General features: G+C 73.5%; 23 protein-coding genes. 13 read left to right on the forward strand and 10 right to left on the reverse strand.

Features of this window, described 5'->3' with window-relative positions:
* The first annotated feature begins 192 nt into the window (after nt 1-192).
* Nucleotides 193-1,806, forward strand: coding sequence for an acyl-CoA carboxylase subunit beta (locus ACYVLT_RS03590; RefSeq protein WP_461118635.1), 1,614 nt, complete (start codon nt 193-195; stop codon nt 1,804-1,806).
* An 80-nt stretch (nt 1,807-1,886) separates the two neighbouring features.
* Here ACYVLT_RS03590 and ACYVLT_RS03595 read toward each other — a convergent pair whose 3' ends face one another.
* From ACYVLT_RS03595 to ACYVLT_RS03605, 3 genes are read right to left on the reverse strand one after another with little or no spacing between them, the layout of a single operon-like run.
* Nucleotides 1,887-2,276, reverse strand: a complete 390-nt coding sequence (locus ACYVLT_RS03595) for a VOC family protein (RefSeq protein ID WP_461118636.1) — start codon at nt 2,274-2,276, stop codon at nt 1,887-1,889.
* The gene (locus ACYVLT_RS03600) at nt 2,273-2,569 is read right to left on the reverse strand and encodes an ArsR/SmtB family transcription factor (RefSeq protein ID WP_461118637.1); all 297 of its coding nucleotides are present in this window, start codon (nt 2,567-2,569) and stop codon (nt 2,273-2,275) included. Before ACYVLT_RS03600 ends, ACYVLT_RS03595 begins: the two co-directional genes overlap by 4 nt.
* A gap of 32 nt (nt 2,570-2,601) precedes the next feature.
* On the reverse strand, nt 2,602-3,696 hold the full coding sequence (locus ACYVLT_RS03605) for a VanZ family protein (protein ID WP_461118638.1): 1,095 nt from the start codon (nt 3,694-3,696) through the stop codon (nt 2,602-2,604).
* A gap of 123 nt (nt 3,697-3,819) precedes the next feature.
* Between ACYVLT_RS03605 and ACYVLT_RS03610 the strand changes: the two genes are divergently transcribed.
* Nucleotides 3,820-4,269 (forward strand): hypothetical protein, encoded by a 450-nt coding sequence (locus tag ACYVLT_RS03610; protein WP_461118639.1) that lies wholly within the window; start codon nt 3,820-3,822, stop codon nt 4,267-4,269.
* Here ACYVLT_RS03610 and ACYVLT_RS03615 read toward each other — a convergent pair.
* Together ACYVLT_RS03615 and ligD are read right to left on the reverse strand one after the other, a co-directional pair.
* Nucleotides 4,266-4,742, reverse strand: a complete 477-nt coding sequence (locus tag ACYVLT_RS03615) for a DinB family protein (RefSeq protein WP_461118640.1) — start codon at nt 4,740-4,742, stop codon at nt 4,266-4,268. The genes ACYVLT_RS03610 and ACYVLT_RS03615 overlap by 4 nt on opposite strands.
* A 64-nt stretch (nt 4,743-4,806) precedes the next feature.
* A complete protein-coding gene (ligD, locus tag ACYVLT_RS03620; protein ID WP_461118641.1) occupies nt 4,807-5,799 on the reverse strand; it encodes a non-homologous end-joining DNA ligase in 993 nt (330 codons plus the stop codon).
* 154 nt (nt 5,800-5,953) lie between these two features.
* Between ligD and ACYVLT_RS03625 the strand changes: the two genes are divergently transcribed.
* From ACYVLT_RS03625 to ACYVLT_RS03650, 6 genes are read left to right on the forward strand one after another with little or no spacing between them, the layout of a single operon-like run.
* Nucleotides 5,954-6,316, forward strand: a complete 363-nt coding sequence (locus tag ACYVLT_RS03625) for an MmcQ/YjbR family DNA-binding protein (protein ID WP_461119237.1) — start codon at nt 5,954-5,956, stop codon at nt 6,314-6,316.
* Nucleotides 6,317-6,349: 33 nt separating this feature from the next.
* Nucleotides 6,350-7,039, forward strand: coding sequence for an arsenate reductase/protein-tyrosine-phosphatase family protein (locus ACYVLT_RS03630; RefSeq protein WP_461118642.1), 690 nt, complete (start codon nt 6,350-6,352; stop codon nt 7,037-7,039).
* Nucleotides 7,040-7,744, forward strand: coding sequence for an aquaporin (locus ACYVLT_RS03635; protein WP_461118643.1), 705 nt, complete (start codon nt 7,040-7,042; stop codon nt 7,742-7,744).
* Nucleotides 7,741-8,154: an arsenate-mycothiol transferase ArsC gene (locus ACYVLT_RS03640; protein WP_461118644.1), complete on the forward strand. Its 414-nt coding sequence runs from the start codon at nt 7,741-7,743 to the stop codon at nt 8,152-8,154. The genes ACYVLT_RS03635 and ACYVLT_RS03640 overlap by 4 nt, the downstream gene beginning before the upstream one ends.
* Nucleotides 8,155-8,163: 9 nt before the next feature.
* Nucleotides 8,164-8,895: a spermine/spermidine synthase domain-containing protein gene (locus ACYVLT_RS03645; protein ID WP_461118645.1), complete on the forward strand. Its 732-nt coding sequence runs from the start codon at nt 8,164-8,166 to the stop codon at nt 8,893-8,895.
* The gene (locus ACYVLT_RS03650; RefSeq protein WP_461118646.1) at nt 8,895-10,454 is read left to right on the forward strand and encodes a serine/threonine-protein kinase; all 1,560 of its coding nucleotides are present in this window, start codon (nt 8,895-8,897) and stop codon (nt 10,452-10,454) included. Before ACYVLT_RS03645 ends, ACYVLT_RS03650 begins: the two co-directional genes overlap by 1 nt.
* A gap of 13 nt (nt 10,455-10,467) precedes the next feature.
* Here ACYVLT_RS03650 and ACYVLT_RS03655 read toward each other — a convergent pair whose 3' ends face one another.
* On the reverse strand, nt 10,468-10,863 hold the full coding sequence (locus ACYVLT_RS03655) for an ATP-binding protein (protein WP_461118647.1): 396 nt from the start codon (nt 10,861-10,863) through the stop codon (nt 10,468-10,470).
* 153 nt (nt 10,864-11,016) lie between these two features.
* Nucleotides 11,017-12,681: a sigma-70 family RNA polymerase sigma factor gene (locus ACYVLT_RS03660; RefSeq protein WP_461118648.1), complete on the reverse strand. Its 1,665-nt coding sequence runs from the start codon at nt 12,679-12,681 to the stop codon at nt 11,017-11,019.
* 244 nt (nt 12,682-12,925) lie between these two features.
* Between ACYVLT_RS03660 and ACYVLT_RS03665 the strand changes: the two genes are divergently transcribed.
* A complete protein-coding gene (locus tag ACYVLT_RS03665; protein ID WP_461118649.1) occupies nt 12,926-13,963 on the forward strand; it encodes a LacI family DNA-binding transcriptional regulator in 1,038 nt (345 codons plus the stop codon).
* A gap of 112 nt (nt 13,964-14,075) precedes the next feature.
* Here ACYVLT_RS03665 and ACYVLT_RS03670 read toward each other — a convergent pair whose 3' ends face one another.
* Nucleotides 14,076-15,233: a trans-sulfuration enzyme family protein gene (locus tag ACYVLT_RS03670; RefSeq protein WP_461118650.1), complete on the reverse strand. Its 1,158-nt coding sequence runs from the start codon at nt 15,231-15,233 to the stop codon at nt 14,076-14,078.
* Nucleotides 15,234-15,296: 63 nt separating this feature from the next.
* Between ACYVLT_RS03670 and ACYVLT_RS03675 the strand changes: the two genes are divergently transcribed.
* The 4 genes from ACYVLT_RS03675 to ACYVLT_RS03690 all read left to right on the forward strand — a co-directional run bounded on the left by ACYVLT_RS03675 (nt 15,297) and on the right by ACYVLT_RS03690 (nt 19,474).
* On the forward strand, nt 15,297-16,697 hold the full coding sequence (locus ACYVLT_RS03675) for an aminotransferase-like domain-containing protein (RefSeq protein ID WP_461118651.1): 1,401 nt from the start codon (nt 15,297-15,299) through the stop codon (nt 16,695-16,697).
* A gap of 153 nt (nt 16,698-16,850) precedes the next feature.
* Nucleotides 16,851-17,990 carry a sensor histidine kinase gene (locus tag ACYVLT_RS03680; protein WP_461118652.1) on the forward strand — a complete coding sequence of 380 codons (1,140 nt, stop codon included), beginning with the start codon at nt 16,851-16,853 and terminating at the stop codon, nt 17,988-17,990.
* Nucleotides 17,987-18,655: a response regulator transcription factor gene (locus ACYVLT_RS03685; protein ID WP_461118653.1), complete on the forward strand. Its 669-nt coding sequence runs from the start codon at nt 17,987-17,989 to the stop codon at nt 18,653-18,655. The genes ACYVLT_RS03680 and ACYVLT_RS03685 overlap by 4 nt, the downstream gene beginning before the upstream one ends.
* Nucleotides 18,656-18,802: 147 nt before the next feature.
* On the forward strand, nt 18,803-19,474 hold the full coding sequence (locus ACYVLT_RS03690) for a DUF2306 domain-containing protein (RefSeq protein WP_461118654.1): 672 nt from the start codon (nt 18,803-18,805) through the stop codon (nt 19,472-19,474).
* A 188-nt stretch (nt 19,475-19,662) separates the two neighbouring features.
* On the opposite strand, the gene ACYVLT_RS03695 is transcribed toward ACYVLT_RS03690, so the two are convergent.
* Complete coding sequence (locus tag ACYVLT_RS03695) at nt 19,663-20,916, reverse strand: SGNH/GDSL hydrolase family protein (protein WP_461118655.1); 1,254 nt, start codon at nt 20,914-20,916, stop codon at nt 19,663-19,665.
* 32 nt (nt 20,917-20,948) lie between these two features.
* Nucleotides 20,949-21,617, reverse strand: coding sequence for a polysaccharide deacetylase family protein (locus tag ACYVLT_RS03700; RefSeq protein ID WP_461118656.1), 669 nt, complete (start codon nt 21,615-21,617; stop codon nt 20,949-20,951).
* Between the last annotated feature and the right edge of the window lie 174 nt (nt 21,618-21,791).

Genomic DNA, 21,791 nt, shown 5'->3' on the forward strand with positions numbered 1-21,791 from the left:
CCCGCGAGTCGTCTTCGGCTCGCGGGCCCGTTCGTGCGCGTGAGACTTCGTACGTGAGACCTCGGGCGCGCGAGACCTCGGGCCGCGGCCCCGCCCGTGCCGGGTGACGTCGACATTGCTCGATCATGGCTGCCGTATAGACGGCCCTGACTACATTCGGCGGCATCCCGACCGACGCCAGGGGGTGTCCGGATGAGCACTTCGGAACTCGACTTCGTGCCGGTCCGGCAGGTCCCGAACGAGGAGGCCGGGCCGGCCGAGGACGCCGGGCAGGCGCCGCGGTCGATGGCGGCGCTGCGTGAGGAGCACGGCAGGCAGCGGTCGCGGATCGCGGCGGGCCGGCCGGAGGCGGTGGCCAGGCAGCACGGGCTGGGCAAGCTCACCGCGCGGGAGCGGTTGGACCTGCTGCTGGACGTCGGCTCGTTCGTCGAGGTCGACCTGTACCGGCGGGGCGCGGGCGCGGGACCGCACACCGACGGCGTGGTCGCCGGGTCGGGCACCGTGGACGGCAGGCGCGTGTTCGTCTACGCGCAGGACTTCACCATCTCCGGCGGCTCGCTCGGCGCGGCGCACGCGGCCAAGATCCAGAAGGTGCTCGACCTGGCGGTGTCCACCGGCTCGCCGGTCGTCGGGCTGAACGACAGCGGCGGAGCCCGCATCCAGGAGGGCGTGCTCGCCCTGCACGGCTACGGCGGCATCTTCCGCCGCCAGGTGGCCGCGTCCGGCGTGATACCGCAGATCGCCGTCGTGCTCGGGCCGTCCGCGGGCGGTGCGGCCTACTCCCCCGCGCTGGCCGACTTCACGTTCATGGTCCGCGAGACCGCGCGGATGTACCTGACCGGGCCGGACATCGTCGCGCAGGTGACCGGTGAGCGGGTCGGCCACGACGAGCTGGGCGGCGCGGACGTGCACGGCTCGCGTTCCGGCGTGGCGTCGTTCGTGTACGACGACGAGAAGAGCTGCCTGGAGGGCGTGCGCGAACTGCTGGCGCTGCTGCCGTCGAACAACGTGGAACCGCCGCCGGCGCTGCCCGCCCGCAACGCGTCCACCGACTACCGGCCCCGGCTGGCGGAGATCGTGCCGGTGGAGCCGAACAAGCCCTACGACATCCGGTGGGTGCTGGCGGAGGTCGTGGACGACGGCGACTACTTCGAGGTGCACGAGCACTGGGCGCCCAACGTGGTCTGCGCGTTGGCGCGGATCGACGGGCGCGTGGTCGGTGTGGTGGGCAACCAGCCGATCGTGCTGGCGGGCGTGCTCGACGTCGCCGCGGCGCAGAAGGCGGCGCGGTTCGTGCGGTTCTGCGACGCGTTCGGCATCCCGCTGGTGTCCTTGGTGGACGTGCCGGGGTTCCTGCCGGGGACCGAGCAGGAGGCGGGCGGCGTGATCCGGCACGGGGCGAAGCTGCTGTACGCGTACTGCGAGGCGACCGTGCCGCGGGTGCAGGTGATCCTGCGCAAGGCGTACGGCGGCGCGTACATCGTGATGGACTCGCGCTCGGTGGGCACGGACCTGTCGCTGGCGTGGCCGACGAACGAGATCGCGGTGATGGGCGCCGAGGGCGCGGTGAACCTGCTGTACCGGCGTGAGCTGGCCGCCGCGGAGGATCCGGCACGGCTGCGCGCGGCGTTGGTCGCCGAGTACGCGTCGGAGCTGATGCACCCCTACCACGCGGCCGAGCACGGGCTGGTGGACGACGTGATCGACCCGGTGGAGACCAGGGCGGCGATCGCGCGCGGCCTGACCATGCTGCAGGACAAGCGGACCGAGCCACCCCGCCGCAAGCACGGCAACGCGCCGCTCTGAGCTTCGACGCGGGCCGGCGCGGGCGTCCACGACCGGCCCACCCGACCCGCGTGGTCGAGGTCGGGCGTGCCGGGGGTCGACTACTTCATGGTGGCGAGCTGGATCAGGTTGCCGCAGGTGTCGTCGAACACGGCGGTGACCACCGGACCCAGGTCGGTCGCCTCCTGGGTGAACTCGACGCCGAGCCCCTTGAGGCGCTCGACCTCGGCGTGCACGTCCTCGACCGCGAACTGGGTGAACGGGATGCCGTCGGCGACCAGGGCATCCTTGAACGGCCGCGCCGCCGGGTGGGCGTCCGGCTCCAGCAGCAGCTCGACGCCGTCCGGGTCGGCGGGCGAGACCACGGTGAGCCAGCGGTACTCGCCGGCCGGCACGTCGGTCTTCTTGGTGAACCCCAGCTTCCCGGTGTAGAAGGCCAGCGCCTTCGCCTGGTCGTCGACGAACACGCTGGTGAGGTTGATGCGGATCACTGGTTCGGTGCCTCTCGGTCGATGGGCCACCGCTCGACGATCGAGCGCAACGGGCTCGTGTCGAGGTGGTGGAACTTGTACCGGCCCTGGCGCCGGGTGTGCACCAGACCGGCCTGTTCGAGCACCGCGAGGTGCTGCGAGATGGCCTGGCGCGAGGAGGCCAGGCCGTGCTTCGTGGTCAGCCTGCCGCAGATCTCGAACAGCGTCTGACCGTCCCTCTCGGTCAGCTCGTCGAGGATGGTGCGTCGCGTCGCGTCACCGAGTGCCTTGAACAGGTCGGGGTCTGCGTCCACGGCACAGTTATAGGCAAGCCCTCACTTGCCTGTCAAGTCGGTGACCGCACGGTCGGCGTGCGCGCGTCGCGGGTGGTGGTCGTGGTGCCGGAGACGAGGCCGAGCGGACTGCGCCGGTCACCGCGCGACCGGGCCGCCAAGCCGAGCACGACCACGACCAGCAGCACCAGACCGCCGTGCCCGGCCGAGATCAGCAGCAGCACCGGCAGCCACCACACGGCGAACCGCAGCAGCACCGCCCGCGCCGGGGCCACCCCGCCCGTGCCCGCGTCGACCAGGGCCAGGTTGAACGCCACCTGCCCCGGCGTGGCCCGGTCGGCGCGCAGCAGCGGCACGACGACCGTGGCGACGACCGGCACCAGCACACCCAGCGCCGCCCCGAACCGGTCGGAGGTAGCGAGTTCGGTCAACCGGGGCGTCCCCGTCCCCTCGCCCACCAGCACCAGCACCACGCGGCAGGCGAACTGCGTCAACGACAGGGTGAGCAGGTCGCCCGCGAACGCCAACCCGCGGCGCGCCAGACCGGGCGGCCCGGTGTCCGCCACGGGCTCCGGCACGGCCGCGGGCAGCCGCCGCCCGACCGTCCGCGCGAGCAGCCACCCCAGGACGGCGCCCGCCGTGTTGGTCATCAGGTCGTCCACGTCGGCGACCCGGTACGGGCACGGGTAGAGGCCGAACACCGCGGTGCCCTGCGTCGTCTCCACGGCCAGCGACACCAGCAGCCCGATCGCGGTCGCCGCCACCCGGCCGCGCCGGAACCGGTAGCACAGCAGGAAGCCCAGCGGCACGAACAGCACCACGTTCAACGCCACCTGGACGAACGCCGGGCTCGTCGGCGAGTACCCGGCGGCGGCGATGTCGTCCAGCGACGCGAACGGCCGGGTCTGCCAGTAGGCGCGCACCGACCGGCCCGTGCAGAACTCGTCGGTCACGTCCGGCAAGGGGAACAGCGTGAACGCCACCAACGCACACCCGTACAACGCGCTCGCCGCCGCCACGACCGCAGACCAGCCGTGCAGCCGGCCGTGGCGCCGGTACTGCCGGTGCACCCACGGCAGCACCGCCACCGGCACCAGCAGCGCGAACAGCACCAGCGTGATGATCGACTCGCTCACCCGAACCGACACGGCGGCCACGCTAGGCCGCACCACCAAGATCCGCTCGCCGGTCACCTGATCGGGCGGTCGAACCGACCGGTGCCCGGCCGACGAACCCCTGTCGGAGTGCTTCCGCCGAGGGATGGGGGATCCATGGACGACTCAGCGGCCTGCGCCGCCACCCGTTACGCCAACCAGGTCCACGCGACCGTGGAACGCCTGGCCATCGGCCGGCGCTGGTCGCTGGTGCTGGCCGACGGCAACGTGCACCTGCCGACCGGGCGCGGCATCGCCGGTCTGCTCGTGAGCGCCTCGGTCGGCGCGCGGGTCGACGCGGCGCTGCCCGCGCTCGCGCTGTCGGCGGACCTGTGGGCGTTCCTGGTCGACACTGCGGACGCCCTCGACGCCGGGATGCCCGTGCTGCCGCCGCGGGTGCGACTGGTGAGCGACGGCCGGTACCTGCCGCTGCCGCCGAGCGTCACCGCCGACGGCCCAGTGCGGTGGGTCCGCGAACCCGGCGACCACCTGCCCCGGTTGACCACCGTGCTGCGGCTGCTGCGACCGGTCACGCCCGCGGTGGCGCCGCGGTGGGCGACGCGCTAGCGCGGCCCGAGCCCCGTCGTGCCGTCGAGCAGTTCCCGCGCGGCGTCGAGGTGGCCGGCGTGGCGGGCGGTCTCCTCGATCACGTGCAGGACGATCCGGCGCAGATCGGTGGTCTCGGCGCCGAGCGGACCGGGGTGGCGGCCGATCGGGCGCGTCGACAGCGGCGTGGCGGCGAGGATGGCGTCGGACCGCTCGCACTGGCGCCGGTAGAACGCGAAGACCTCCTCGGCCGACCGCGGCGTGGTGAACGGCGGCGGGTCCGGCCACGGCAGCGGTTCGGCGTGGCCGAGCAGGACCTCCTCGAACCAGTGCCGCTCGGCGTAACCGAGGTGTTCGACCATCGCCAGCGGCGTCCACCCCGACGGCAGGACCGGGGTCGTCAGGGCCGCCGGGTCGAGCCCTTCGAGGATCGCCACCACGACGCCGCGCTGCGCGTCCAAGAACGTCCACAGAGCCCGTTTCTCGTCGTCCACCGGTGCGTTCCCCCTGTCCGTCGGATCGTTGCCGGACGCTAACAGTCGGCACCGACAATCCCGATCAGGACGTGGGCGGCCCGGGCATCCGGACGTCGTCGGGGTTGCGGTCCGGCCGCAGCCCGCGCCACGACGAGTGCCGCAGCCTGCCGTCGGTGGTCCAGGTGCGGTACTCGACCTCGCCGACCAGTTCGGGTCGGACCCAGTGCGCGCGGCGGGCGTGCTCGGTGGGCACCGGGTCGACGAACGGCGACGCCGCCCGCGCCAGCGGCTGCAGTCGTTCCCGCAGGTCGAGCAGCGCCGAGTGGGTGAACCCGGTGCCGACCTTGCCCACGTAGCGCAACCCGTCGTCGGACGGCACGCCGAGCAGCAGCGACCCGACCGTGCCCGCCCGCCGACCGTCGCCCGGCCGCCAGCCGCCGATCAGCACCTCCTGCGTGCGCACCAGCGGCGCCTTCACCCACGCCGTGGAGCGGCGTCCCGGCTCGTAGCGGGAGGTGATCCGCTTGGCGACCACGCCTTCGAGCCCGTAGTCCGCGGCCACCGCGAGCACGTCCCGACCGTCGACGTCGGTGAAGCACGGCGGGACGCGCACCTCCGCCAGGCCGCCCAGCCCGAGGGCCGCCAGCTCCGCGCGCCGTTCGGAGTAGGGCACGCCGAGCAGCGAACGGCCGTCGAGGTGCACGAGGTCGAAGGCGTAGTACACGACGGGGACGCGGGCCAGCAGGTCGTCACCGGGTCGGGCGACGTGCATCCGGGACTGCAACCGGCCGAAGTCCGGTTGCTTCCGGGTGCCGAGGGCGACGATCTCACCGTCGAGAACGGCCTCGCGGTCACCCAGGAGTGCCGACAGCGCCCCGACCTCCGGGTAGGTGGCGGACACCTCCAGGTCGTTGCGCGTCATCGCCCGCACCCGTCCACCGCGGACGTAGGTGACCGCCCGGACACCGTCCCACTTGAACTCGAACGCCCAGCCGGCGCCGGCGGGGAGCTGTCCCGACGAGGCCAGCATGGGCCGGATCAGGTCGGGGAACCCGGACTCGGCGCGCCACGGCATGCGACCGTCCCTTGTAGACCGATCACGGCGAGCCCAGTGTCGCCCGCGTCGCCCGCAGCCGCACATCGACGCCTCGATCGTGGACCGCACCGCCGCTGTCACCCCAGGGGGTGAGACCTACACTGGGGATCCAGGACTTCCCGTGGGGGCTGCGGTGGCGGTGAGCAGGGACGAGTTCGACCGGATGGTGAACGCGCTCGTCGACGTCGAGCGCGCGGAGAGCGGGCAGTACAGCTCGTTCAGCGTGCGCGGCAAGCGGTTCGGCTACTACTGGCCGCGCACGAACACCGCGGGGTTGAAGCAGCTGCTGTCCGAGCAGCAGGCGTTGGTGGCCGAACGGCCGGACGTCTTCGAGGAGCAGTTCACCTCCGGCGGCTTCGGCTGGGTCGTCGTCTACCTGGCGGGCATCGAGGCCGACGAGCTGGCCGAACTGGTGTTCGAGGCCTGGCGCCTGACCGCCCCGGAGGAGCTGGTCGAACAGGCGCCCGATCCGGCGCGGCGGGCCTCGCCGCGTTGACAGCGGGGCCATGACTCAATCATCATTGAGTCAATGTCTACTGACTGGTCTTCCGACACGGTGGCTCGTGCCCGCGTGCACGCGGCCCTCGGCGAGCCCGCCCGGCTCGCCCTGGTCGACCTGCTCGTGCTCGGCGACGCCTCCCCCGGCGAGGTCGGCCGCGCGCTCGGGCTGCCCAGCAACCTGCTCGCCCACCACGTCAAGCTGCTCGAACAGGCAGGCGTGGTGGAGCGGTCCCGCTCGGAGGGCGACCACCGGCGCACCTACCTGCGCCTGCGCACCGCCGCGCTCACCGACCTCGTGCCCAGCGGGCTCCGGCAGGCGCCCCGGGTGGTGTTCGTGTGCAGCCACAACTCGGCGCGCTCCCAGCTGGCCGCGGCGCTGTGGAAGGAGCGCAGCCCGGTGCCGGCGGCGAGCGCGGGCACCCGACCGGCCGAGCGCGTGCACCCGCTGGCCGTCGCCACCGCCCGCACCCACGGGCTGTCCCTGACCCGCGCCCGTCCCCACCACCTGGACGACGTGCTGCGGCCGGACGACCTCGTGGTCGCGGTGTGCGACAACGCGCACGAAGAGCTGACCGACCACGACGACCGCCTGCACTGGTCCGTGCCCGATCCGGCCGCCGTCGGCACCCCGGACGCCTTCGACGCCGCCTACCGCGACCTCGCCGACCGCGTCGACCGCCTCGTCCCGGCCGTCCGCCCCGCCACCGAGGGATCCTGAATGCCCCGCCCGCTCCCCCACCGGCTGCTCGCCGAGTACCTGGGCAGCCTGCTGCTCGCCGCCCTGGTGATCGGCTCCGGCATCGCCGCGCAGCGCCTGTCCCCCGGTGACGTCGGCCTGCAACTGCTGGAGAACGCCGCCGCCACCGCCGTCGGCCTCTACGCCATCATCCTCGTCTTCGGCCCCGTCAGCGGCGGCCACTTCAACCCCGCCGTGTCGATCACCGACGCCGTGCTCGGCGGACTGGCCTGGCGTGACGTCCCCGCCTACGCGCTCGCCCAGGTCCTCGGCTGCGCCACCGGCGCCGTGCTGGCCAACGTCATGTTCGAAGCGGCGCCGGTCAGCATCAGCACCACCGAACGGGCCACGCTCGCCCACGGGGTGTCCGAGGTCGTGGCCACGGTGGGCCTGCTGCTGGTGATCTTCTCGCTCGTCCGGTCGGGCCGGGCAGCGCTCGCACCGGCCGCCGTCGGCGCCTACATCGGCGCCGCGTACTTCTTCACCAGCTCCACCAGCTTCGCCAACCCGGCCATCACCGTCGGCCGGGTGTTCAGCGACACCTTCGCCGGCATCGCGCCCGGGTCGGTGCCGGCCTTCGTGCTGGCGCAGCTCCTCGGCGTCGCGGTGGCCGTGCCGCTGCTGCGCCTGCTCTACCCCACCCAGGCACCTGCCGACGCACCCGTCACCGAAGGACAAGTCCGTTGAACACCAAGCCCGAAGTCCTGTTCGTCTGCGTCCACAACGCCGGTCGCTCCCAGATGGCCGCCGCCCTCCTCCAGCACTACGCGATGGGCCGCGTCACCGTCCGCTCGGCCGGCTCCGCGCCCGCCGACCAGGTCAACCCCGCCGCCGCCGAGGCGTTGGCCGAACTCGGCCTGGACATCACCGCCGAGGTGCCGTCCAAGCTCACCACCGAGGACGTGGAGGCCTCCGACGTCGTCATCACCATGGGCTGCGGCGACACCTGCCCCGTCTTCCCGGGCAAGCGCTACCTCGACTGGGAGCTGGAGGACCCCGCGGGACAGGGGGTGGCCGCCGTCCGACCCATCCGCGACGACATCGACCGCCGCGTCCGCGGCCTCCTCGCCGAGCTGCTCGACGGGGCACCCGCGTAGGTTGTCCGGATGAGCGCGCGTTTCCAGGAACTCGACTGGCGTCAGACACCGCTGGGTGAACTCGTCCTGCGCCGCCGGTGGGACCCGGTGTTCGACCGCGAGGTCCACGAGATCAAGCTCAACGACGAGTTCCTGATGTCGAGCCTGTTCACGGTGTCCGAAGTGGAACTGGCCCGCCTGGCGCTCGCCGACCTGCCGGGGCCGCTGGACGTCGTCGTGGGCGGCCTCGGCCTGGGCTACACCGCCCGGACCGTGCTGGAGCACCCCGACGTGCGGTCGGTGCTGGTGATCGACGCGCTCGGCGAGGTGATCGACTGGCACCGGCGCGGACTGCTGCCGGGCGGTCTGGCGTTGGCCTCCGACCCGCGCTGCCGGCTGGTGCACGACGACTTCTTCGCCCTGTCGCGTGGCGACCGGGGCCTCGACCCGGCCGACCCCGACCGGCTGTTCCACGCGATCATCGTGGACATCGACCACTCGCCCCGCCACCTGCTGCACCCCGACAACGCCGACTTCTACGCACCGGAGGGCCTGCGCCGCCTGGCCGCCCGACTCCACCCCGGCGGCGTGTTCGCCCTGTGGTCCAACGAGCCACCGGACGACGACTACACCGCCGCGCTCGCCGACCGGTTCGCCCACGTCACCGCCGAGGTCGTCCGCTTCCACAACCCGCTGCAACAACGTGACGCGACCAGCACGGTCTACGTGGCGACCGTGCCGGGAGGGCGGGATCGCCGGTGATGGACGTGGGGCGCCTGGTGGCCGGTCGGTACCGGTTGCGCGGGCGGCTGGGCGCCGGTGCGATGGGCGTGGTGTGGCAGGCGCTGGACGAGCGGCTGGACCGCGAGGTGGCGCTCAAGCAGCTCGTGGTGCCCGAGGGCGCGGACCCGGTCGAGGCGGTGAACCGCGCGGCGCGGGAAGGGCGCATCGCCGCGCGGTTGCGGCACCCCAACGCGGTGACCGTGCACGACGTCGTCGAGGACGACGGCAGGCCGGTGCTGGTCATGGAGTACCTGGACGCGCGGACCCTGGCCGACCTGATCGCGCGCGGCCCGCTGCCGGCCGAGCAGGTGATGCGCATCGGGGCGCAGGTCGCCGGGGCGCTGGCGGCGGCGCACGCGGCGGGTGTCGTGCACCGGGACGTCAAGCCGGGCAACATCCTGCTGACCGACGACGGGACCGCGAAGATCACCGACTTCGGCATCGCCCGCGCGGTCGGCGACGTCACCGTCACGAAGACCGGCCTGCTCGCCGGCACGCCCGCGTTCCTCTCGCCCGAGGTGGCGCGCGGCGGCGAGCCGGGGCCCGCGTCCGACGTGTTCGCGCTCGGCGCCACGCTGTACGCGGCGGTGGAGGGACGCCCGCCGTTCGGTGACGGGGACAACGCCATCGCGCTGCTGCACGCCGTCGCCGCGGGCCGCTACGCCCCGCCGACGAAGGCGGGTCCGCTGACCGACGTGCTGCTGGACGTGCTGCGCACGGACCCGGCGACCCGACCGACCATGGCGCAGGCCGCCGAACGGCTCCAGACGCCGAACGCGGACCGACCGACGCCGACGCGATCCGCGCCGACCACACCCGCGCCGACCCGGCTGGACCTGCACCCGGCCACCCCGCCGCCGACCACGACCGGCCCGCACCCGGCCGCCCCCGCACCGCACTCCACCGGGCCGGACGCAACCGCACCGCACTTGACCGGGCCGGACGCGACCGCCCTCGCACCACACCCGGCGGCACTCGCGCCGCGGCGGGGACGTGGGGCGCGGGTCGGGCTCGTCGCGGTGGCCGCGGCCGCGCTCGTCGGCATCGTCGTGCTGGTTCTCGTGGTGACGAACGGGAACAGGCCCACCGACCGCGCGGGCGGTGCGGTCACGTCCACATCGGCGTCCAGCGCGCCCGCCCCGGCAGAGCTGGAACGCGCGGTGGCGGAGTACTACGCGTTGCTGCCCGAGGACACCGCCCGTGCGTGGGAACGGCTCGGGCCGGGTCTGCGGGCGCAGGGTCGCGAGCAGTACGAGAAGTCCTGGCGTGGCGTGAAGGACCTCGCCGTCAGCACGCCACCCGCCGCTTCCGGAGCCGACACCGTCACGGTCGGCATCGACCTCACCGGCGCGGAGGGCAAGAGGTTGCGCGAGTCGCACCGCCTGCGCCTGGTCGTCCGGAACGGAACACCGCTGATCGACTCCGTCGAAGTCGTGTCCTCACAACGCATCGACGAGAAGCACGGCGACGGCGACGGGGACGACGGCGACAAGAAGGACGACCGGAAGCGCGGTGGCGGCAAGAGCGGTGAAGGCTGACCCGCGTCCGGGTTCAGGCGGTGACCTCGCCCCAGACCGACTTGTAGCCGGCCCGCGGATCGACGCCCCACCGCGAGGCCAACCGGTTGACCAGCAGCAGACCGCGGTGTCCCAGCCCGAGTTCGCCCGGTTTGCCGAGCACCGGCAGCAGTTCCGGGCTGGCGTCGTGGACCTCCACCCGGATCACGTGCCCGCCAGGCCTGCGGCTCAGCCGCAACCGACGAGGCGACCTGGCGTGCTCGAGCGCGTTGGTCAGCAGCGCGTCGGCGATCAGCAGCAGGTCGAGCAGGGTCGACGTGTCCAGTTCCGGCACGCTCTCGGTGATCCACCTCCGTGCCCGGCGCACGGGTGGGAAGTTCTCCTCCAGATCGAAGTCGACGTGGTCAAGGGACCGTTCGACGACGTTCACAACACGAGCCTTCCAGCAATCGACGCTCCCCTTGGCGCTCGGGGCGTAGGTGCCGGGTTCCCCACGACCCTGCCCGCAAACAGTGACGCCGACCTCAGCACGGCGTCTGCGGCGCACGTGAACGATTCAGGGCAACCGGCCGTGTCGGTAGCGCTACTTCTGCGTGACCGCGAGGGGCACCACGACCTGCACCGGTCGCCCGGGACCGGCGGTGACCGTGCCGCTGATCGTGCCGCCGACCGCCTTGGGCCCGGCGAGCAACCGGAAGACGAACGTCACCGAACCACCGGCGGGCAGCTCCGCCTCGGCCGTGCACGTCACCGTGCCCTTGCCCGCCGGGCACCCGACCGTCTGCCGCGCCGCGCCGTCGAACCCCACCAGCGGCCCGCGCCGCAGGTTGTTGCCCGGACCCACCACGTGGACGCCCTCGGGCAGGGCCAGCACCAGCGTGGCGGGTTCGACGGGCGTCGAACCGGTGTTGCGGATGGTGACGGGCAGCTCGACGGGCGGGCCACCGGTGCTCATGGCGAACCGGTCGGGCACCTCCGGGACCAACGGCTCCGCCGCCGGTCCCGCGGCCGTGGTGGTGGTCGTGGTCGTCGTGGTCACACCCGGCAGAACCGGGGCGGACGAGGTGCCGTCGGGTGCGGTGGCGGTCACCGACGGCGCGCCGGACCCCGTGACGGCGACGGACGACGTCCCCGAGACCACCACCGACGTCTGCTGGTCCACCTTCACCGTGGGCGGCCGGTCCTCGGCCGGCGGCGCGACCGCCTGCTGCTCGGTGTTCAGGCCCAGCATCACGGCACCGACCACCACCACCGTGGAGGCGGCCACGCCGAGCCACTGCGTCGTCGTCGTGACCGAGTTGGCGGCCGCACCGGCGACCGCCGCGCCCGCTTCCGCCGTGCCCCCGGTCGAGGCGAGGTAGCCGGAAACGCCCGCGCCGAGCACCAGGGGCGCGACGACCGCGCGCAGGGTGCCGTTGACGTCGGCCAGCTCGGCGGCCATCGCGCGGCACGACTCGCACTCGTCCAGGTGCACCTCGACCTGGGCGGTCTCCCGCTTGGTCAGGCCGCCTCGGGTCCACGCGGCCAACTTCGCCACGGTGGCGCGGCAGCGGGTGGTCGGGTTGTGGGCCAGGTGCGCCTGGAGGTAGGCGGTCTTGAGACCTTCACGGGCCCGGTAGGCCAACGCCGACGCGCCGTTGGCGGTCAGCCCCAGCAGCTTCGCCAACTCGCCGGCCGACTGGCCCTCGATCTCGGTCTGCCACAACACCGTCTGCCACCGCTCGGGCAGGCTGGCGAACGCCTTGGTGGCCAGCGTTCGCTCCAGCGTCGCCACCGCCGGGTCGTTGAACGGCACGGTGGTGACCCTCTCGACGCCCGACACGGCCTCCACGTCGTCGGCCAGCTTGAGCTTGCGGTCCCGCCGCGTCTTGTCGTACGCGGTGTGGCGCAGCGCGGTGAGCAGGTAGGCCCGGAACGCCGAGTCCGGGCCACCGCCCGCGCGCACCGTGTCGAGCACCTTCGCGAACGCGTCCGACACCAGGTCGTCGGCCTCGGCGCTCGACCAGGACAGGTGCCGGGCCAGGTTGCGGGCCGCGCCCACGTGGCGCTCGAACAACTGCCCGTACGCCTGGATCCGGCCACCGCGCACGGCTTCGATCAGCTCGGCGTCCGACGGCGGCCGGGACGGTGGCGCCACGCCCGACGAGCCGGCGTCGGAGCTGAGCGCGTGGTCGAGGTCGTCGCGCAGGACGGCCAGGTCCGCGGTCGCCCACCGCTCCAGATCGCGCTCATCGGGCTGTCCGATCACCGGACGTCTACCTCCCCAGCACGAAATGTGAGCGGTTCCGCTCGGACCATATAGAAGACCCCCACCCACGGTCGCACCGATACACCCCTATGGCGCAACCTCCAACCTCATGGTTCACGTGTTTCGCCCACACGGTCGACCCGGTGCGGCGCCGACGGCGCTTCGGCAACCCGAACGGCGGAGGTGGACGCGAGTCCGACGATCATGATCCAGCCGGTGACGCCGCTTCCGTACACTGCGGACCGTGACGGGGAGCATCGCGGACGGTCAGCGGCGCGGGCGTCGACGGGGCGAGCTGACGGTCGCGACGATCGCCCGACTGGCCGGGGTGTCCAAGCCCACCGTGTCCAAGGTGCTCAACGGCCGGGCGGGCGTGGCGTCGGAGACCCGGCAACGGGTCGAGGCCCTGTTGCGGGAACACGGCTACCGGCGCCCGGACGCCATCGCGCCCGCCGCCATCCTCGAAGTGGTCTTCTACGGGCTCGAACGGCACATGGCGATCGAGATCATGCGCGGGGTGGAACCGGTGGCGCGCGAGCACGAGCCGGCCGTGGCGTTCACCGAGGTGGGCGAGCCGACGCCGGCGGGCCGCTCGTGGGCCGAGCAGCTGCTGGCCCGCCACCCGCTGGGCGTGATCGCGGTGTACTCGGCGTTCACCCCGGAGCAGCACGCGCTGCTGGACGCCAGCGCGATCCCGCTGGTGGCGCTGGACCCGTCCGGGGAACCGCTGCACACCACGCCCTCCGTCGGGGCGACGAACTGGAGCGGCGGCATCGCCGCGGCCCGGCACCTGCTCGACCTGGGACACCGGCGGATCGGCGTGATCACCGGACCACTCCACTCGCTCGGCGCCCGCGCCCGGCTGGAGGGCTGTCGCGCCGCGATGGACGCCTCCGGCGCCCGACTCGACCACGCGCTGGTGCGCACCGGTGAATACACCTTCGAACACGGCCGCGACCTGGGCCGCGAGTTGGTGGCGCGACCCGACCGGCCGACCGCGGTGTTGTGCGGCAACGACCTCCAGGCGCTGGGGGTCTACGCGGCGGCGTGGCGGCTCGGCCTGCGCATCCCGCACGACCTCAGCGTGGTCGGCTTCGACGACATCGACAACACGCGCTGGTGCTGCCCGCCGATGACCACCGTGCGGCAGCCGCTGACCGAGATGGGCGCGACCGCGGCCAGGATGCTGCTGACCCTCGCCGGTGGCAGCCGGCCCGCCCAGCCCCGCGTCGAACTGGCCACCACGCTGGTCGTGCGCGAGAGCACCGCGCCGCCGGCCTGAACCACGGCGCGTCACGCCGGGCCACTGAACCCCGTGCGTCTCTTCGGGCTCGTCTTCCGAGCCGATCCGCTCAACCGTCCACTGTAGACACCGGGGTCGAGGCCTGGCCGGGTCAGCGGTCCAGTGCCCGGGAGAGGTCGTGCCACAGGTCGTCGACGTCCTCGATGCCCACCGACAGCCGGATCGTGCCGCCGGTGATGCCGCTCGCGGTCAGCTGCTCCTCGTCCAGCTGCCGGTGCGAGGTGCTCGCGGGGTGCAGCACCAACGTCTCCGTGCCGCCCAACGACGGCGCGAGCCGGACCAGCTCCAACGCGGTGACGAACCGGCGTCCCGCCGCCACGTCCGCCAGGTCGAACGAGAACGTGCTGCCGCAACCGTCGAGGACGCGGCGCGCCACGGCGTGGCTGGGGTGGGTGTCCAGACCGGGCCAGTGCACCACGCGCACCGCCGGGTGCGCGGCCAGCCGCCGGGCGAGCACCTCGGCGTTCTCCTCGTGCTTGCGGACGCGCAACGCCAGCGTGCGCAGGCCGCGGATGGTGAGCCAGGCGGCGAACGGGTCCGGGGTGACGCCCAGTTCGATCGAGTGGTGCCAGGTCGTGCGGTAACGGGCGTCGTCGGCGAAGACCGCCACGCCGCCGGTCACGTCGCTGTGCCCGCCGAGGTACTTGGTGGTCGAGTGCACGACGACGTCCGCGCCTTGCTCGATCGGGCGGCACAGCAGGGGTGAGGCGAAGGTGTTGTCCACGACCACGAGGACGTCGTCGTCCACCGCGGCGCTCAGCGCGGGCAGGTCGCTGACGTGGCCGGTGGGGTTGGCGATGGTCTCCAGGTACAGCACCCGGGTCTCCGGCCGCAGCGCCGCGCGGACCTCGTCCGGGTCGTGGCCGCCGACGTAGGTGACCGCGACGCCCCAGCGCCGCTCCAGGTCGTGCAGCAGGGCCAGCGTGCCGCCGTAGAGCGCGTGCTGGGCGATCACGTGGTCGCCGGACTTGAGGTGCGCGAGCAGCACCGCGTTGATCGCGCCCATCCCCGACGCGGTGGCCAGCGCCGCCGTGCCGCCTTCGAGCGCGGCGACGGCGTCCTCCAGCGCCCGGACGGTCGGGTTGCCCAGCCGGGTGTACACGAACGCGCCGTCCGGCCTGGTCATCCCGTCGGCGAAGGCGTCGAGGTCGGTGAAGGAGAACCCGGAGGTCTGGTAGAGCGGGACGGACAGGGGCGTGCTGGTCAGCGCGGGCGCCTCGGTGTGCACGACGCGGGTGTCAGGCTTCATGGACCGAGCGTCGGTCATGAAGCGGTATGGCTGTAGGTCCAATTCGGCTAGATTGGTCTCATCATGAAGCCAATCGCGGTGGACGACCTGGCCGGACGGCTCGGGCGCTGGTCCGCGGGCCGCGGCTCGCTGTACCTGCTGCTGGCCGCGCGCCTGCGGGAGTTGATCGACGGAGGGCTGTTGCCGTCGGGGACGGTGCTGCCGCCCGACCGCTCGCTGGCGTCGGGTCTCGCGGTCGGGCGGACGACCGTGATCGCGGCCTACGACCTGCTCCGGCAGGAGGGGCGGCTGACGCGGCGGCGCGGCAGCGGCACGTGGGTGTCGCCGGGCGGACGGGCGGCGGCGGCCCGCGCGGAGACCGCCAACCCGATGTTCGTGAACCTGCTGGAGCCGCCCGACGGCGTGCTCCAGTTCGCCTGCGCCGGGCCGCTGTCCCCGCCCGCGGCGCTGGTCGATGCGCACCGGCGGGCGGTGGACCGGGTCGGCGACGTCGACCTGGGCTACCACCCGTCGGGGCACCCGGCGCTGCGGGCGGCGCTGGCCGCGCGCTACCGCGATCTCGGCGTGCCGACCACCGAGGGGCAGATCCTGGTGACGACCGGGGCGCAGCAGGCGTTGGCGCTGGTGACGCGAGCACTCGTGCGGCCGGGCGACGAGGTGCTGGTGCAGGCGCCGACCTACTCGGGCGCCCTGGACCTGTTCCGGGAGGTCGGTGCGGTGGTCCGCGCGGACGACGACCTCGCGGGCGCGCTGGGCAGGCACAAGCCCGCGTTGGTGTACGCGATGCCCGCGTTCCGCAACCCCACCGGCACGTCGATGAGCCCGTTGGAGCGCTCGCGCCTGGTCCGGTCGGCGGGTGACGTGCCGCTCGTGCTGGACGAGGTGCTGGCGGAGCTGGACCTCACCGGTGCGCCGGCGGCGCCGCCCGTCGCGGGGGCGATCACCGTGGGGTCGTTGAGCAAGGTCGTGTGGGGCGGGTTGCGGGTCGGCTGGGTCCGGGCCGACGCGGCGCTGGTCGCCCGGCTGGCCCGGTTCAAGGCGGTGCAGGACCTGGGCAGCGGCGTGCTGGACCAGCTCGCCGCGGTGGAGCTGCTGACCGACTTCGCCGCCGTCCGTGCCGCCCGCGTCACGGCGTTGCGGCGGCAGCACGACCACCTCTGCGCACGGCTGCGCGAAGAGCTGCCGGAGTGGGAGTTCACGCCCGCCGGGGGCGGCCAGACGCTGTGGGTGCGGTTGCCCGACGCGGACTCCGCGTCCTACGCCCAGGTGGCGCTGCGGCACGGGGTGGCCGTGCTGCCCGGCGGCTCGCTCGACCCGACGGGCGGCAGCGCCGACCGGCTGCGGCTGCCGTTCACCGCCGAGCCACCGGTGATCGGCGCCGCCGTCGCCGCTCTCGCGGCCGCGTGGCGCGCGTTCGCCGCAGAGTCGACCCGCCGGCCGCTCGTGCCGTCGATGTCGGTCTAGCGACCGTCCGCCTCGCGTCGGGCAGCGCGTCACCTACGCGGCCCACCTGGAGCCGGCGCCGCTCGCCTCCGGGGCTTCTCCGCGCCGTGTGCTGACGGCGTCCTGCGGCTCCGGGCGGCTTCGGCGCGGGCCGGGCTCTCGTACCATCGCCGGGTGCAGGATCTTCTCCGCTCGACGTGGGACGAGCCCCGGCCCGGCCACGCCCCGAGGCGGGTGTGGCGGGACTGGGCGCTCGTGGCGGTGCTCGTGCCTGCCGCGGTGCTCGAAGGGGCACTGCGGCCGGACCTGCCGTGGCGGGTCCTCTCGGTGGCGGTCGTGGTCGGGCTGGTGCCCACCCTGCTCCTGCGCCGGGTCCGGCCGCTGGCGACGGTCGCGGTCGCGTTCGGCACGACCGGGCTGCTCCCGCTGGTGACGGGCGGGGAGCAGGTCGAGCCCTACACCGCGGCGTTCCTGCTGATCCTGGTGTACTCGCTGGTCAGGTGGGGTTCCGGGCGCGAGGTCGTGCTCGGCCTGGCGATCGTGCTCGGCGGCGCGGTCGTCTCGATGGTCTCGCGCCACCTCGTGCTCGCCGACGCGATCGGCGGGCTCACCGTGGTGTTCTCGGCCGTCGCGCTCGGTGCGGCGGCGCGGTACCGGGTCCGGGCCAGGGCGCGCGAACTCGACCAGGCCAAGCTGCTGGAACGGGAACGGCTGGCGCGGGACCTGCACGACACGGTCGCGCACCACGTGTCCGCGATCGCGATCCGCGCCCAGGCGGGCCTGGCGACGGTGTCGTCGCGGCCGGCGGCGGCGGCCGACGCGCTGCGCGTGATCGAGGCCGAGGCCTCCCGCGCCCTCGCCGAGATGCGGGCGATGGTGCACGTGCTGCGCCGGGACGACCCGGCGGACCTGACGCCGACACCCAGCCCGCGCATCACCGATCTCGGTGACCTGGCGACCCGGGCCCGCACCGGACCGTCGGTCGAGGTCGGCCTCGTCGGCGACCTCGACGACGTGCACCCGTCGGTCGGCGCCGCGATCTACCGGCTGGCCCAGGAATCGATCACCAACGCGCGGCGGCACGCCCGGCACGCCACCCGCATCGAGGTCCACGTCGCCGCCGACGACACGTCCGTGCACCTGCGCGTGAGCGACGACGGCGACGGGGCGGGGTCGACCTCGGCGCCGGGGTTCGGGCTCATCGGCATGTTCGAACGCGTCGACCTGCTCGGGGGCACCTGCGCGGCGGGCCCGGACCCGGAACGGGGCTGGACCGTGACCGCCACGCTGCCCCGGACGGGGTCGGCGTCATGAGCATCCGCGTGGTCGTCGCGGACGACCAGGAGATCGTGCGCATCGGGCTCACGATGATCCTCGACGCCCAACCGGGCATCGAGGTCGTGGGGACGGCCGGCGACGGGCGACGCGCCGTGGAGCTCGCCGGACGCCTGCGCCCCGACGTGTGCCTGTTCGACATCCGGATGCCCGGCGTGGACGGCATCGAGGCCACCCGGCTGCTGGCCGGACCGGAGGTGGACGACCCGCTGGCCGTCGTCGTCATCACCACCTTCGACCTGGACGAGTACGTCTACGCCGCGCTCCGGGCGGGCGCCCTGGGGTTCCTGCTCAAGGACGCGGGGCCGGCCCTGCTCACCCAGGCCGTCCGCGCGGCGGCCGCGGGCGACGCGCTCATCGCCCCGAACGTCACCGCGCGCCTGCTCCGGACGTTCGCCGCCGCCGGACCCGCCGCGCCGCCGCGGCAACCCGTCGAACCGCTCACCGACCGGGAGGAGCAGGTTGTCGTCACCGTCGCACGGGGACGGACCAACAGCGAGATCGCCGACGAGCTGCACATCACCTTGAGCACCGTCAAGACGCACATCGCGAGCCTGATGGCCAAGCTGGGCGCCCGCAACCGCGTCGAGATCGCCATGTGGGCCTACGAGACCAACCGCGTGCGCCACGGGTTCGGCCGCTGACCCGGGGATCCCGGGCCCGCCGCCGAAAGTACGAGGCCCTCCCCGCCCGATAGGACGGCTCGGTTCGAGCCCTTCTCCCGATGATCGGCCACCACGTCGGTCGTCAGACTCGGCTCACCCCGACCGAGACGAAGAAGGGCCTGCCTCGTGACCTCCTCCACCAGGGCCGAGTGGCTGATACCCACCGGGCTGATCGCGCTCACCCTCGTTCCGATGGGCGGTGGCGTCGTCCGCCTCGCCGACCTGGCCGGCGGGGAGGTCACCGAGGACAACGCGCGGTTCTTCGCCGCACCGCTCCCGGTGGTGGCGCACATCATCGCCGCCGTCCTGTTCTGCGTCGTGGGTGCGTTCCAGTTCGCACCCCGGTTCCGCAGGCGACGGCCCGGCAGGCACCGCGCGCTCGGCAGGCTCCTCGTGCCCAGCGGGCTCGTCATGGGCCTGTCAGGTGTGTGGATGGCGCTGTTCTACCCCTATCCGGAAGGCGATGGCCACCTCCTCGCCGCCTTCCGGGTGGTGTTCGGCTCGGCCATGATCGCGGCCATCGCCCTCGGCTTCACCGCCATCCGGCGGCGCGACGTCGTCCGACACCGGGCGTGGATGATCCGCGGCTACGCGATCGCCCAGGGCGCGGGCACGCAGGCGGTCGTCACGGTGGTGTGGATGGTGTTCGCCGGCGATCCCGGCCCGCTGACCAGGACGCTGCTGCTCGGCGCGGGCTGGGTGATCAACGTCGCGGTGGCGGAGTGGCTCATCCGCAGGCGCCCGACCAGGCCCACCCGCCCCACCGCCACACCCGCCGTCGTCGGCCCAGCGGCCTAGCCGGGACGGGGTCAGGAGATGCCACCGTCGTCATGGACGGGGATGCCCTGGGGCCACCCCACCCGCGAGGTCGCGTCGGTCGTTCGCGTCCTCATTCCCCGACGATCACGCTCTTCGATCGTCGGGGAATCAGGGCGCGAACGACCGACTTCCCGGCGACCGAGCCGCCGTCTGCGGAGCAGCGGCAATCAAGCACAGCGGCAATCAAATACCGCGGCCATGGCGGCCATCCCTGCGTCGTTCGGGTGCAGGTGGTCGCCGCTGTCGTAGGCCGGTAGCAGGCGGTCGGGTTGGTGGGGGTCGCGGATCGCGCGGTCGAAGTCGATCACGGTGTCGTACTCGCCGCCGGTGCGGATCCAGTGGTTGACGGCTTGGCGCGCGGCCTCGTTCTCGGGGCTGTAGAAGCCGAACGTGTCGGCGCGGAACGGCGTGATGGTGCCGCCGTAGATGCGCAGGCCCTGAGCGTGCGCCCGGGCGATCAGCTGCCGGTGCGCGCCGATGATGTCCTGCGCGGTCACCTTCTCCGACAACGGCGCGCTCGTGCCGGGGTGGCCTAGGTCGTTGACGCCGAGGAGCACGACCACGTGCCCGACCCCCGGTTGTGCGAGCACATCCCGGTCGAAGCGGCGCAGCGCCGCCTGCCCGAAGTAGGCCGCGTAGGCCTCCGCCGGGTGACCGGCGGGCGGGTTGGGGTCGTGCAGCAGTCGGTTGCCGCTGATCCCCGCGTTGACCACGCCCAGGTGCCGCAGCCGCGGCTCGGCGGCGAAGCGGCGGGCGAGGAAGTCGGGCCAGCGCCGGTTCGCGCCGCGCGTGGTCTCCGCGCCGTCGGTGATGGAGTCGCCGAACGCCACCACGGTCGACCCGGGCTTGCCCTTGCCCGACACGCTGACACCGGTGAGGAAGTGCCACTTGCCCAGCACGGCGGTCGGCGTGATGTCGGTCCGACCGGTGACGTTGCCCGCCGCCACGTACCCGTCCTGGAACGGGAAGGCGTGCACCGTGGTCGCGGGCGTGCGCTGCGGCAGGTGGATGCTGATCACCAGGTCGGAGTCGGCCGCCACGCGCAGCGCGACCGGGTCGCTGAGCAGCGGGGTGCCGGGCGGCAGCGTGGTGGACGTGCGACCGCCGAACGTCAGCCGCCGGTCGCTGCCCGGTTCGACCGCCGCGCCCGTGCCCGCCCGCCGGGCGACGCGGGCCTCGCCCACCACCAGCGGTTGCGTGCCGAACTCGTTGGACAGCCGCACCCGGACCGCGTCACCGCCGACGCTCAGGTGCACCACCTGGCGCAGCGTCTGGTCCTCGAACGACGTGGTGTCCGAGGCGGGCACGGTGGTGGGGGACGTCGCCCACGCGCCCACCCAGGTCGGCCGCGCCGACGCGGACGCCGCCGTCGGCAGCAGGAGCAGCAGGGCGGCCAACGCCGCCGTCGTCGAGCGCGTCACCTCTGAGCCCTTCACCTCGGTGCCCTTCCCGTTCAGCCGCGTGCGGGCCGGTCGAAGCGCCAGCCCTCGGCGCGCAGTTCGGGGATCAGCCGGGCCACCGCGTCCACCGTCTGGCCGCGGTCGTTCGGGCCGTCGTGCATCAGGACCACGGCGCCCTCGGTGAGGCCGTCCTTGACCCGGCGCACCAGCTCGTCCACGCCCGGCGGCTCCCAGTCGCCGATCGCGAGCTTCCAGCCCAGCGACGTCATGCCCAGCTTGGCCGCGACCTGCGGCGTCTGCCCCCAGCTGCCGTAGGGCGCGCGGAAGTAGCGGATCGGCACTCCGGGTGCGGCGCGGTGGATGGCGGCGTTGGTCCGGCGCAGGTCCGCCTCGATCTGCTCGGGCGTCCACTCACCCATGTTGTCGTGGCGCATGCTGTGGTTGCACAGCACGTGCCCGCCCGCGACGATCTTGCGGACCAGCCGCGGGTTGGCCTCGACGTAATCGCCCCACAGGCAGAACACCGCCTTGACGTGGTGTCGGCGCAGCACTTCGAGCAGCCGCGGCGTGTCCTCCGGGTTGGGGCCGTCGTCGAAGGTGAACGCGACCGTCCGCCCGCCGTGCCGGGTGGAGTCGACGATCACCGGTTCGGCCGCGCCGGCCGGCGCCGAACTCAGGCCGAGCACCAGGCCGGTGGTCAGCAGGACCGTTCTCCACCGCATCGCGGAACCCCTTCCGTCGGACGAGCGCTGACCACTATCAGGTCGCAATCAAGCCGCCTACCAGACGTTTCGCGGAAGTTTCGGGTCTCAACTGGCCGACACCCGCGCCGTCTCACCCACCATCGGACCTCGGCACGGCGAGGGTGCCGTTTCACCCAGCGCCCGCCGTCGGTG

The organism is Saccharothrix stipae (assembly GCF_054781895.1).

What these genes read in the sequence shown, in the direction of transcription:
- ACYVLT_RS03675 (WP_461118651.1), top strand. Translation starts at nt 15,297, where the DNA reads ATGAAGCCAATCGCGGTGGACGACCTGGCCGGACGGCTCGGGCGCTGG.
- ACYVLT_RS03610 (WP_461118639.1), top strand. Translation starts at nt 3,820, where the DNA reads ATGGACGACTCAGCGGCCTGCGCCGCCACCCGTTACGCCAACCAGGTC.
- ACYVLT_RS03645 (WP_461118645.1), top strand. Translation starts at nt 8,164, where the DNA reads ATGAGCGCGCGTTTCCAGGAACTCGACTGGCGTCAGACACCGCTGGGT.
- ACYVLT_RS03635 (WP_461118643.1), top strand. Translation starts at nt 7,040, where the DNA reads ATGCCCCGCCCGCTCCCCCACCGGCTGCTCGCCGAGTACCTGGGCAGC.
- ligD (WP_461118641.1), bottom strand. Translation starts at nt 5,799, where the DNA reads ATGCCGTGGCGCGCCGAGTCCGGGTTCCCCGACCTGATCCGGCCCATG.
- ACYVLT_RS03685 (WP_461118653.1), top strand. Translation starts at nt 17,987, where the DNA reads ATGAGCATCCGCGTGGTCGTCGCGGACGACCAGGAGATCGTGCGCATC.
- ACYVLT_RS03650 (WP_461118646.1), top strand. Translation starts at nt 8,895, where the DNA reads ATGGACGTGGGGCGCCTGGTGGCCGGTCGGTACCGGTTGCGCGGGCGG.
- ACYVLT_RS03590 (WP_461118635.1), top strand. Translation starts at nt 193, where the DNA reads ATGAGCACTTCGGAACTCGACTTCGTGCCGGTCCGGCAGGTCCCGAAC.
- ACYVLT_RS03630 (WP_461118642.1), top strand. Translation starts at nt 6,350, where the DNA reads ATGTCTACTGACTGGTCTTCCGACACGGTGGCTCGTGCCCGCGTGCAC.
- ACYVLT_RS03670 (WP_461118650.1), bottom strand. Translation starts at nt 15,233, where the DNA reads ATGAAGCCTGACACCCGCGTCGTGCACACCGAGGCGCCCGCGCTGACC.
- ACYVLT_RS03700 (WP_461118656.1), bottom strand. Translation starts at nt 21,617, where the DNA reads ATGCGGTGGAGAACGGTCCTGCTGACCACCGGCCTGGTGCTCGGCCTG.